The 11431-nt window shown below is 61.1% G+C and carries 8 protein-coding genes; 3 read left to right on the top strand and 5 right to left on the bottom strand.

Features of this window, described 5'->3' with window-relative positions:
• Window positions 1-14 precede the first annotated feature (14 nt).
• The 3 genes from M5B42_RS21535 (at window position 15) to M5B42_RS21525 (ending at window position 3149) form a co-directional block, all read left to right on the top strand.
• Complete coding sequence (locus M5B42_RS21535) at window positions 15-1358, top strand: TolC family outer membrane protein (RefSeq protein ID WP_248746936.1); 1344 nt, start codon at window positions 15-17, stop codon at window positions 1356-1358.
• Between the two features lie 190 nt (window positions 1359-1548).
• Window positions 1549-2874: a HipA domain-containing protein gene (locus M5B42_RS21530; protein WP_248746935.1), complete on the top strand. Its 1326-nt coding sequence runs from the start codon at window positions 1549-1551 to the stop codon at window positions 2872-2874.
• Complete coding sequence (locus M5B42_RS21525; protein WP_248746934.1) at window positions 2871-3149, top strand: helix-turn-helix transcriptional regulator; 279 nt, start codon at window positions 2871-2873, stop codon at window positions 3147-3149. Before M5B42_RS21530 ends, M5B42_RS21525 begins: the two co-directional genes overlap by 4 nt.
• A gap of 149 nt (window positions 3150-3298) precedes the next feature.
• Here M5B42_RS21525 and M5B42_RS21520 read toward each other — a convergent pair whose 3' ends face one another.
• The 5 genes from M5B42_RS21520 to M5B42_RS21495 all read right to left on the bottom strand — a co-directional run bounded on the left by M5B42_RS21520 (window position 3299) and on the right by M5B42_RS21495 (window position 11410).
• Window positions 3299-6952, bottom strand: coding sequence for an autotransporter outer membrane beta-barrel domain-containing protein (locus M5B42_RS21520; protein WP_248746933.1), 3654 nt, complete (start codon window positions 6950-6952; stop codon window positions 3299-3301).
• A gap of 171 nt (window positions 6953-7123) precedes the next feature.
• The gene (locus M5B42_RS32135) at window positions 7124-9433 is read right to left on the bottom strand and encodes an autotransporter domain-containing protein (RefSeq protein WP_283099815.1); all 2310 of its coding nucleotides are present in this window, start codon (window positions 9431-9433) and stop codon (window positions 7124-7126) included.
• 208 nt (window positions 9434-9641) lie between these two features.
• Window positions 9642-10313, bottom strand: coding sequence for a GNAT family protein (locus M5B42_RS21505; RefSeq protein WP_103499202.1), 672 nt, complete (start codon window positions 10311-10313; stop codon window positions 9642-9644).
• Window positions 10314-10330: 17 nt separating this feature from the next.
• Window positions 10331-10777 carry a GNAT family N-acetyltransferase gene (locus M5B42_RS21500; RefSeq protein ID WP_152736617.1) on the bottom strand — a complete coding sequence of 149 codons (447 nt, stop codon included), beginning with the start codon at window positions 10775-10777 and terminating at the stop codon, window positions 10331-10333.
• 9 nt (window positions 10778-10786) lie between these two features.
• On the bottom strand, window positions 10787-11410 hold the full coding sequence (locus tag M5B42_RS21495; RefSeq protein WP_248746932.1) for an FMN-binding negative transcriptional regulator: 624 nt from the start codon (window positions 11408-11410) through the stop codon (window positions 10787-10789).
• Window positions 11411-11431 lie beyond the last annotated feature (21 nt).

Below are 11431 nucleotides of genomic sequence, written 5' to 3'. Positions count from 1 at the left end.
GAGGGTCTGCCGTCATGAAAATAGTTTTGATACCTGTTGCGCTGCTCGCGTTGATCGCCAGCCTCGAGAGCCATGCCCTGGGACCCTTTCAAGTGTATGAGTCGGCTTTGCTGCATGACCCGGTGTTCCAGGGGGCCATGAAGGCGCGCGATGCCGGGCGGGAAAGCGATGCCATTGGCCGGGGGGGGCTGCTGCCTCGGCTGTCCTACAGCCACAACCTGGGGCGTAATGAATCCAGGGTCACCCAGCTCAGGGAGGCGGGCAGCAGCCATGACCAGCGCCGCTACCGCAGTGCCACCTCGGCGCTGACCCTGCAGCAACCGCTGCTCGATTACGAAGCCTATGCGGCCTATCGCAAAGGCGTCGCCCAGTCGCTGTTTGCCGATGAGGTGTTTCGCAGCAAAAGCCAGGAGCTGCTGCTGCGGGTACTCAGCGCCTACACCCGGGCTTTGCTGGCCCAGGACCAGATCGAAATTGCCCAGGCCAGAAAAAAGGCCTTTGAGCAACAGTTCCAGCGCAATACCCACCTGTTTCACCAGGGAGAGGGCACCCGTACCGATATTCTCGAAGCCGAATCGCGTTTCGAGCTGGCAACGGCGCAACAGATCGAGGCCCATGACGAACAGGAGGCCGCCTTGCGGGAGTTGGGGGCGTTGATGGGCAAACCAGGGATCGCCATCAATGATCTGGCGCCGCTGTCCGCGACTTTCCAGGCCTTTCCCATGGAGCCGGCGACCTTTGATCATTGGCATCGCATGGCGCTGGTCCAGAACCCGTTACTGGCTTCTCAACGCCAGGCTGTCGAGGTGGCGAGGTATGAAGTGGAGCGCAGCCGTGCCGGACACCTGCCCAAGGTCACGGCCTACGCCAGCCTGCGTAAATCGGAGTCCGATAGCAGCAGCACTTATGACCAGCGCAACAGCACCAATAGCATTGGCGTCGAGTTGAGCGTGCCGTTGTTCGCGGGGGGCGGCGTTTCGGCCTCCGTGCGCAAGGCCAGCCGGACCCTTGAGCAAACGGAGTACGAACTGGAGGCCAAGACCCGTGAGACGTTGATCGAGTTGCGCCGCCAGTTCAGCGCTTGTTTGTCCGGGGAGAGCAAATTACGCGCTTATCAGAAGGCCCTGGCTTCAGCTGAGTCGTTGGTGGATTCGACGCAAAAGAGCTTGCTGGGGGGCGAGCGGGTCAACCTCGATCTGCTGAATGCCGAACAACAACGGTTCAGTACCCGTAGCGAGCTGGCCAAGGCCCGTTACGATTATCTGATGGCGTGGGTGAAGTTGCGTTTCCACGCCGGCATCCTGAATGAGGGCGATCTGGCCAGGATCGATGAGGTCTTTGTTGGCGATATCGGTTGATGAGCCACGTCTTTCCGTGACCTATGACAGCTGGTCTGAAATCTGCATTTTATTGCGTATATTACTCACTTGACGGTCCAAAAATGTATTTTATTGCGTTCGTGAGGCAATGAGGATGAACTGATATGTACTATATTGCAGTTCTGTCGACGATCTTGCTTATCGGACGCATTAAATTGCAGGTTGGGCCATGTACACACTGACACTCCAGATTTATGCGAACGGGACTTGGCAAGACGCCATGACCCTGGCTTTCGAGGACCCGCAAAAGGGCTTCGAGGGACGTTGCAGATTTGCCTACAAGCAAAGCTATCTGCTGGATCACTTCGAGGACATGGGCAGTTCGTTCGCCTGTGCTGTCAGTGCGGCTCTGCCGTTGGACTGGGACAGCAGGAATGATCAGAAGGCCCCCGCCTTTGTGCAGGACATTGCTCCGGCCGGGGCGGCCAAGCGGTTCCTGATGGCCAGGGTAGGCCGGGAAAAGCCGGATGATGTCAGTGCCGATCTGTTTTTGCTGGGAAGAAGTACTCCGGCACCCATTGGTCACTTGCGCATCAAGGATTCTGTGGAGGTACAGGATGACCATGAGCCAATGGGGTTTTCCCGGGCGGACGTGGTCAGTCGTGATAGTCGATTTCTTGAATACGCCTATGAGCAAGGCGCGGCGATTGGCGGGGCCACGGGAGCTGGTGGAGAAGCGCCGAAGTTGCTGATGAGCGAAGATCGCGCGGGACAGTTATACCCGGATGCAGTGCTCGACGATGCCGAAGTCGCACGCCATTGGTTCGTGAAGTTTGCCCGAAACAAGTCGACGCAGACCGATCAGGACATTCTCAGAAGCGAGTATCACTACTACAAAGCCTTGCAGACATTGGGTATCGAAACCGTAGCGGCTGAAGGCCTGGCGCTGGAAGAGGCCAGCAGGCCGAGTCTCTGGATGCGACGTTTTGATCGTAATGTCACGGGACAGGGTGTTGAGCGCTTTGCCGTGGAGTCTATGTATTCGCTGGCTGGCGTCACTATCCCCGGCAGTTACATGGACCATCTGGAGGTGATCACGGGCCTGGCAAGCCTTTGGCGCCAGGCAGATCAGCAGGATCAGATAGCGGACTTGGTGGCGGATTATCTGCGGCGCGATTTGCTCAATAAGATTCTGGGCAATTCCGATAATCACGGGCGAAACACCTCGATTATCCGCGACAAGGCGGCCTTTCGTCTGGCACCTATTTATGATCTGGCACCGATGGTTATGGATGACGAGGGCGTGACACGCAGCACCAAGTGGTCAAGGGACATTGAAAGGGGAGGCGAGGTGGATTGGCGTAAGGTTTGTGATGCGCTGGCAGGTATCGTCGATCCGCAGATGGCGTTCGAACGGCTTCGAGCGGACGCCAATCATTTGTTGGCATTGCCCGATATTCTGGCTGACGGCGGCTTGCCGACAGTCACGCTGAATCATCCGCTGATTGCCCTGAACAAGCTTGATCAGCGCTTGCAGGATTGGGGGCTGAAATGACTCTCAGCCTTGAAGTCCGCGCACTGCTGATCCAAGCCATTCAAGACGAGCTTGCCCAGGGCGTGATCGGTATCGGCGCGGCGGTCAGGCGCTTGCGCGTCGAGGTCACCGGCTTGCACCAGACTCAATTTGCACGGATGTGCAGGATTTCGGTACGGACACTGGTTCATATCGAGCACGAGGAGGGCAATCCGACGCTCAAGTCGTTGAACTCGGTGTTCAAACCCTTCGGGTTGCAGATGGGCGTGGTGCGACTTCGCAAGACGACAGGCTGACGGGTTCGCGTCGCCAAGACCCTGGGCACCGTCATTGAGGGCGCTACCCTTCTCTCCGAGACTCCCGCTGATACGCCCCTCATTTTCCACGCTGCCGCTGACAGCTTTCCGCGGCCCGGCCTGGAACGGCCGGGCCGCGGGAGCCTGGTTTAAAAGGTCAGCCGCCAGTGACCCATGACCCCATGATTGCGCTGGTTGCTGCTGACTTCGCCGGTGTAGCCGACGCCGAGGTTCTGGCTGGGCGACAGCTTCAGGTCCAGGCCCGCTTCCAGCAGCAGGCTGTCGCGGTCCAGGGCGGCGCCTTTGACCTTGAAGCTGCGATCGTTCACCGCGAATTTTTGCTGGGTCGTGCTGCCAACGTCGCCATGCAGATGCTTCCAGCCAGCACTCAGGTGTGGGGTCAGGCTCATTTTATTGTCGAAGGGGGTGACGCTACTCGCGCGCAAGCCGAGGGTGCTGCTGAGGTTGCCGTGGGTCTGACTGCCGACGGCCAGGGCCGCTTCGCCGCCGCGCTCGGTGAAGCGGTCGTGGTGATAACGTTCGTAACCGAGGCCGGTGAAGGGTTCGACACGCAGGTCGGCGCCACCGAAGCTGTAGCCGACTTCGGCGAAAGCTTGTTGGCTGTTGGCGTCGTAGTCGCCTTTGAAACGATCACGGTAGCCATTGAACGCCACGTTGCGTCCGGTCTTGCCGGAATGGCTGCTGTACACCGCGCCGAGCCGCAGGGCCAGCGGGCCGCTTTGGCGCAGGGCGTAGACACCGGCGTGCCAGCTGTCGAGGCCGCCGGTGAAACGTTGGCCTTTGAAGTCCGAGTGCGATTGGCCGCCGAGAACGCCGAGGCGCCATTCGCTGTCGAGCACCCAGTCGGCACCCAGCACCAGGCCCCGGGTGCTTTGTCGCAGCCCATGGTCGCCGTGGGTGCTGTCGAATCTGGCGGAGTTGCCCAGGCCTTGAACCCAGAGTCGGCTGTGGCCGCCGTTCATGATCTGAACCTTGCCACCTTGGCCGGGCTGACTTTCTGTTTGTCGCATGACCGTGAGCAGGCTGCTGCCAACTTGGCGGGAACCGCTGAGCGTTGCGTTACGTAAGTGGGCGGTGCTGCCGCCGGAAAGCTGGTCGAGCGCCTGTCCCGCCTCGGCAGCGCTGATGAAGCGCGTGGCCTGGCGCAGTGGCGAGCTCGGGGCCGGTTGCTGCATGGGCTCGTCCGACAGCTCGGTGCCCTGGCCTTCCTCGGCTATCAACTCCGGGGTAATAGCCGGCACGGAGGCGATTGGCTCTGGCTGTGTAATGACCGGCACGGAGGCGACTGGCTCTGGCTGTGTAATGACCGGCACGGAGGCGACTGGCTCTGGCTGTGTAACGATCGGCACGGAGGCGACTGGCTCTGGCTGTGTAACGATCGGCACGGAGGCGACTGGCTCTGGCTGTGTAATGACCGGCACGGAGGCGATTGGCTCTGGCTGTGTAACGATCGGCACGGAAGCGACTGGCTCTGGCTGTATAATGACCGGCACGGCAGCGATCGGCTCAGGCGGTTTAACCGGGGCGGGTGCAGGGGCAGGCGAGCTCGGTCCTATCCAGGGATCCAAGGCTTCCCCCGCGTTATGACCGTTGCTGGTATTCCCCAGATCCCCAAGATTGACGTCATTACGTGTGTAGGTGACGCCCACCTGCGTCGGGCTGTAGTGGGCGGTGGCGGCCAGCAGCGCCAGGTTGGTGCTGATGCTGGCGAACCGGCCTTCCAGCTTGCCGGCTTTAATGACCGTGTGCTGGCGGTCCGATGGGGCGTCGGTTTGTACCTTCAGCAGCAGGGCGCCATCGAGATGGGCGGTGCCGCCGACCTCGACAGTAGCGCTCTTGCCGTCGGCGTCGATGCCATAGGCAAGGGTCGCGCCGGGATCCAGGGTCAGATGCTCCTTGATCCTGGCGGCGCCCTGTCGAGGATCGACCTCGAGGGTTCCCGTCACCCGCATATGTCCGACGCTTCCGCCGCCGCTATAAGTCGCCTCGTCGTGGACCCGGACCGCCCCGAGAATGCTGCCCTGATTGATCAGATGGGCCTGGACCAGCACTTCGGCACCCGTGCTGAAGTCGTCCTGGCTGGTCAGTGTCCAGGTGCCCTGTTTGACCAGCAGCCGTTCGAAGTGTCGGCTGTTACCGAAGCTACCGCCCAGGGCGTCATCGAGGATCACCTGATCGTCGTTGGCCTTGAGCGGTGTGTCAGGGTTGAAGCCCAGTTGAAATTCTTCCTGGTAATCGTCAGTGGTCCCGCCATCCACCCAACCGATAAAGCGGCTGCCGTTTTTCACGATCAGGGTATCGTTTCCGCCACCCAGGTACAGGGCCAGGCCATTGCCGCCGCTGATCAAGCCGTTGTTGCTCAGTGTATCGTCGAACTGGCCGAACAGACTGACGCCAAACCCTTCGACGCCACGGATGGAGCCGTGGTTATCCAGCCGTAGAGGAGCTGTTCGCTGGTCGGCGAGAAGGCCATTGTGCTGCCCCTCGATAACCGCGCCCTTATGGTTGGTGAGGTGTCCGCCGTTCAGGCGCACGCCTTCACTGCTATGACGCGGCCTGGAGACGTCACCGCCGGGTGCAGGACCTTGCTCGAAACCATTGGCCCCGCTGCCCGTGATTCGACCGTAGTTGTCGATATGGCTGTTGCCCCGGACCTGCAGCCCATCTGCATCGCTGTTCGCGGAGGTCGTGGTTCCCGTCACGCTGCCACGGTTGATCAGTTTGGGCGTGCCTTCGATGCGCAGGCCCGTGCCGTCCTTTGTGAGTACTTGCGCCTGGGCGGAAATTTCGAGTCCCGTGCTGAAAGCGTTTTGTCCGGTCAGGGACCAGGCCCCTTTCCGAACCTCCAGCTGCTCGAAGTTGTGGTACTCAGCAAAGTCAAAATGACCGCCTTCGGAGCTATCGAGGGCGATCGTGTCATCACCCGTGTTGCCGTCGACGATACCCTCGAAGCGGCTGTTCGCCTGCACGATCAGGAGGTCGTTACCGCCGCCCAGGTCGAGGGCGTAGCCGTTGCCGCCGTGGATCAGTCCGTTGTTGGTCACCTGGTCGGCCTGCTCGCCGATGAAGCGCACGCCAAAGCCCTTCAGGCCGCGAATGGTGCCGTGGTTTTTCAGGAGGGTGGGCCGTTGCGCCGGATTATGGTTGCCGTCACTCACCTGGATGCCATGATCCGCGCCGCTGATGGTGCCTTTGGCGTATTGGGAGATTGTGCCGCCGCCCATGGCGATACCTTTGCTGGTATGGGCGCTGCCGTGTTGATCCACCCCCCGGCTGCCTTTACCGACAATCTCGCCGATGTTGTGAATCTCCGCGTCTCCCGTGATCCGTATGCCATCGCCGTCGGCATCCAGGGTGCTGGCATCACCCGTGAGGATGCCGTAGTTGGTGACCTTGCCGGTGCCCTCGGAATGGAATCCCGCGCCGTTGAACCCGCTCACCTGGCCGCGGTTCGTGAGTGTTCCCAGGCGTTGGGTGCTGACGCCGTGACGCCCGCCCGAGAGGCTGCCGCTATTGGTCAGCGTGATATCGGCGACCCCGAGATCTATGCCGTCATGATGATCACTGCTGATTTTCCCGTCGTTGACGATGCGCCCCTTGACGCGTCCGCTGACCTTGATGGCGTTTCCGGTCGTCGCTTGAATGTCGCCGTCACGATGATTGGTGTAGTCGATTGACCGATCACTCAGCAAGACCGTGTGGTCTTCCCCGGCTTGCAGGCTGCGAACGTTCCTCTGCTGTTGAGGGGCTGAGGGCGTGGGGCTGGCGTGTGTGTCGCGCAAGACGACAGTCGTGAGTGCCAGTGTGACCGCGAGGGCTAGGTGATGAGGGATAGGGGGCATTGGTTTCCGGCCTCGGATGGGTTCGAGACCGGAAATGTATCTATGTATTTAATCGATAAATGTCGGCCTTTTTACCTCCGGCCGGCGGGATAAGTCCTTAGGTTCAAGGGATTAAAAACTCATCTTCCACTGCCCCATGACACCATGGGTCCGGCTGCTGTTGCCCACTTCACCGTTGTAGGCCACGCCGATGGAATGCCTGGCCGACAGGTTCAGATCCAGCCCGGCTTCGACCACCAGGGTGTCACGGTCCCGGGTGATCCCCTTGGTGTTGAAGACGTCGCCGGTGACCTGATTGGACTGGGTGCTGGTGCTCTCGACCGGACCGTACAGGTGTTTCCAGCCCGCGCTCAGGCGCGGGGCCAGGCTCATCTTGTTGTCCATGTGCTTGATGCTGGCGGTGCGCAGGCCCAGGGTGGTGTTGAAGTTGCTCTGGGTCTGGGCATCGGCCTTCAGCGCGGCTTCACCGCCTTTTTCCGTATAGCCCTGGCGCGAGTAGCGCTGGTAGCCAAGGCTGGCAAAAGGTTCGGCGCTCAGGCTGCCGCTGCCCAGGTTGTAGCCGAGTTCGGCGAAGGCCTGCTGGCTGTTGGCGTTGTAGTTGCCGGTGAGACGGTCCTTGTAGCCGCTGAACTCCACGTTGCGTTCGGTCTTGCCATAGTGCTGGCTGTGGACCGCGCCCAGGCGCAGGGCCACGGGCCCGCTCTGGTGCAGGGCGTAGGTACCGACATGCCAGCTGTCCAGGCCGCCTTCGAAGCGGTTGGCTTTATGCTTGGATTGCGACTTGCCGCCCAGCAGGCCCATGCGCCATTCATTGTCCAGGGCCCAGTCGACGCCCACCACCAGGCCTCGGGTGTCCTGTTCGAAGGCCTTCTGGCCTGCCGGTTGATCGAAGGCGCTGGCGTTGTTCAGGGCCTGTAGCCACACGCGACTTTCATTGGGTTTGATCTCCGAACGTCCCGACAGCGAGACCTGGCCGGGCGCGCCGTTTTGTCCGGCGAGCAGGCGCTGGGTGGGGTCATTGCCGAGCTGGCGCATGGCCGCTAGGGCGCTGTTGCCCACCTGGCTGGCACCGCTGAGGGTGGCTGCACCCAGGCTGGCATTGCCGGCGCCGGAAAGCTGCATGCGGGCGTCTCTTTTTGCCGCCGTGCCCAGTTTGTTCAGGGCCGTGCGCAGTGGGGAATCGACCGGTTTGGGGAATGGTTGGCCGACATTGCCGCCTTGTCCGCCCGTTGGGTCATCTGCCTGAGTCTGTCTTGGGTCTTTATCTTGAAGGGCTGCGATCTTGTCGTCGTGTTCCTTGTCCCGTTGCTCAAGTTTGGTGATTCTATTCAGCGTCTCGGGGTCGATGGTGCCAGTAGCACCGGTAGCCCCCGTGGCGCCGGTGTCTCCCTTATCTCCCTTATCTCCCTTGTCTCCCTTGTCGCCTTTCAGACCCGGAGCGCCAGTGGCACCCGTTTCACCGGTATCGCCTTTGTCACCCTTTTGGCCGCTGGCACCGGTAGCCCCCGTGGCGCCGGTTTCACCCTTATCGCCCTGGTCACCTTTTTGGCCGGTGTTGCCGGTCGCGCCGGTTGCACCGGTGTCTCCTTTATCACCCTTGTCGCCTTTTGGACCCGTGGCGCCAGTGGCACCCGTTTCACCGGTGTCGCCTTTGTCGCCTTTTTGGCCGGTGTTGCCGGTCGCGCCGGTTGCTCCAGTGTCTCCCTTGTCGCCCTTATCCCCCTTTTGACCAGTGCTGCCGGTGGCGCCGGTCGCACCCGTTGCGCCGGTGTCGCCCTTATCGCCTTTGTCACCTTTTTGACCTGTCGCGCCGGTTGCCCCGGTGTTGCCGGTTTCGCCTTTGTCGCCTTTTTGGCCAGTGGCACCGACAGCGCCCGTCGCTCCGGTTTCACCCTTATCGCCCTTGTCTCCTTTTTGGCCGGTGTTGCCGGTCGCACCCGTTGCACCGGTGTCGCCCTTATCGCCTTTGTCACCTTTTTGGCCTGTTGCGCCGGTCGCTCCGGTTTGGCCGGTGTCTCCTCTGTCGCCTTTTTGGCCGGTGGCACCCGTTGCGCCTGTTGCGCCGGTGTCGCCCTTGTCACCTTTTTCACCACGCCCAGGTCGTGGGTTCTGAGTGACAGGGAGAGGATTCGGGTTCGGAGGGAGCAGGGGCGGCGTAGTGTTTGAACGATGGGCTTCTTTTTCTATCAGCGCAGAACCGTCGGGCTGGAGGGTGGCCAGATAGACACCGATTGGATCATTATTAAGATTGATCCAGGTCGCACCCTCGTAGGAGGGCCAGGTGTTGTTTACCGTATATGAACCTGGCTCTAGCCTCACCATCTCTGGACGCTGTGGACCCTGAGCCAACACTTGTTGAGCTAGCAGACTGTTCATTGCCAATGTCAGTGCGACAGCAAGGCGGGTCTTCTTGGGGGACATTCCATTTCATCCTCAGAATAAATCGAGGGCGAAATGTATCTATCCATGTAATCGATAAATGTCGGGATTTTTACCCGTCTTTTGCAAGATATGTCACCGGTTTGGTGACGATTCGAGGTGTGTTTTATGACCCTGTGGTCTTACGGTGGCCGACGCGTCAGCCACCGTATTTTCAGGTCGAGGGGCGCTGCGCTTTCAGGTTGTCCGGTTAACCCCGGCACTCGACCAGGGACTTGATTTGCCCGACCTCGGTCAGGTTCTCTTCCGACAACCAGCGCTCGAACCCGGCATTCACCGTCGGCCATTCCGAATCGATAATGCTGTACCACGCCGTATCGCGGTTCCTGCCCTTGACCACCATATGCTGGCGGAACACGCCTTCGAAGCTGAAGCCCAAACGCTCGGCCGCCGTACGCGAGCGGGCGTTGTCGTTGTTGCACTTCCATTCCAGGCGCCGGTAACCCATGGCGAAAGCTTCCTTGGCCAGCAGGTAGACCGCCTCGGTGCTCTTGGGTGAGCGCTGCATCGGCGCGCCAAAGGTGACGTGGCCGATTTCGATACGTCCCTGGGCCGGGACGATTGACATCAGGCTGAGAATGCCCTGGACCTCACCGCTGGCCTTGTCGACCACGCTGAAGAAATACGGATCGCTATTGGCCGCATGGTTGTTCAGCCAGTCATTGAAGGCGCTGCGCTCCGGGAATGGACCGTAAGGCAGATAATCCCAGAGCTTGGGATCGGCGCCGGGGCCCGTCAGGGCCTGCCAGAGATCGTCGCCATGGCGGGCCGGATCGAGTTTTTCCAGGACGATAAAACGCCCCTCCAGACGCTGGGCCGAAGGTGCCGGCGCGCCTTTCCAGTTTGCTAGGGATATCGACATGAGGCTTTCCTTGAGGCTTACAACGCTTGGCGAAATTGAATGAAACCGGGGCGCTCGGCAATCCGTTCATACAGCTGGATGGCCGTGGCGTTGGTCTCGTGGGTCAGCCAGTGGACTTTATTGCACCCGGCCTCGGCTGCCGTGGCATAGACATGCTCGATCAGCAGCCGTCCCAGCCCGGTTCCGCGCTGGCCGGGCGCCACGAACAGGTCCTGCAGGTAGCAGGAATTCTGCACGCTCCAGTTCGACCGATGGTAGATGAAATGCACCAGGCCCACGGCCTTGCCGTCCTGCCAGGCGAGGGCGGCGTGGGTGGTTTCGGCCGGGTCGAGAAAACGTTGCCAGGTCGACTGGTAGATCGCGTCCGGCAGCTCGGTTTCATAGAACTTCAGATAGGCCTGCCACAGCGGGCGCCAAACGGCCTGGTCGGCGGCGCTGACCGGGCGGATCTCGATGGAACTCATGGTGACTCCTTAGCGCATCAATTGGGCGAGGGCTTGGTCCTGGCTGTCGGCGCTGGCCGCCAGCCCTTGTTGCACGCCGGCTTGGTCGGCGGCGCTGCGGTTCTGGCTGAGCTTGCGTTTGCCTTCCAGGCGCTGGATCGGCAGGGCAAAGCCGACAATGGCCTTGAGCATGCTGTCGATGTACGGCGCGGGGGCGTCGGCGACTTTCCACGGCTTGTCCCGGCCTGCTTCATGGCGGTCGGTCAGGGTGCTGACCAGGTTGAGCAGGCGATCAGCGTCGTCGAACACCTCGGCCTGGCCGTAGGCATGCACGGCCACGTAGTTCCAGGTCGGCACGACCTTGCCGTGCTCGGCCTTGGCCGGATAGAAGGACGGACTGACATAGGCATCGGCCCCCGGGAAGATCACCAGCACTTCACCGCCCTCCGCCAGTTCCCGCCACTGCGGATTGGCCCGGGCCAGATGGCCATAGAGCGTGCCATTGGGACCTTGCTCGGGGCGCAGCAACAGCGGCACATGGATGGCTTGCAGGCCGAGCTTGCCATGGGTGACCAGTGTCGCCAGGCGAGTGCCCTGGATATGTTGCTGCAGGGTGAGCAGGTCTTGTTCGGAAAAGGCGCTGGGTGTGTACATGGAAATTTTCCTTGGCGAATA

It is taken from the genome of Pseudomonas sp. MWU12-2037 (assembly GCF_023242345.1).
Classification (GTDB): domain Bacteria; phylum Pseudomonadota; class Gammaproteobacteria; order Pseudomonadales; family Pseudomonadaceae; genus Aquipseudomonas; species Aquipseudomonas gingeri_D.
Note: the sequence above shows the minus strand (reverse complement) of the source record. Positions and strands in the feature narration are given on the sequence as shown.

Excerpts from the sequence above, each read along its gene's own strand:
- M5B42_RS21535 (WP_248746936.1), top strand. The coding sequence starts at position 15 with ATGAAAATAGTTTTGATACCTGTTGCGCTGCTCGCGTTGATCGCCAGC.
- M5B42_RS21530 (WP_248746935.1), top strand. The coding sequence starts at position 1,549 with ATGTACACACTGACACTCCAGATTTATGCGAACGGGACTTGGCAAGAC.
- M5B42_RS21525 (WP_248746934.1), top strand. The coding sequence starts at position 2,871 with ATGACTCTCAGCCTTGAAGTCCGCGCACTGCTGATCCAAGCCATTCAA.
- M5B42_RS32135 (WP_283099815.1), bottom strand. The coding sequence starts at position 9,433 with ATGTCCCCCAAGAAGACCCGCCTTGCTGTCGCACTGACATTGGCAATG.
- M5B42_RS21505 (WP_103499202.1), bottom strand. The coding sequence starts at position 10,313 with ATGTCGATATCCCTAGCAAACTGGAAAGGCGCGCCGGCACCTTCGGCC.
- M5B42_RS21500 (WP_152736617.1), bottom strand. The coding sequence starts at position 10,777 with ATGAGTTCCATCGAGATCCGCCCGGTCAGCGCCGCCGACCAGGCCGTT.
- M5B42_RS21495 (WP_248746932.1), bottom strand. The coding sequence starts at position 11,410 with ATGTACACACCCAGCGCCTTTTCCGAACAAGACCTGCTCACCCTGCAG.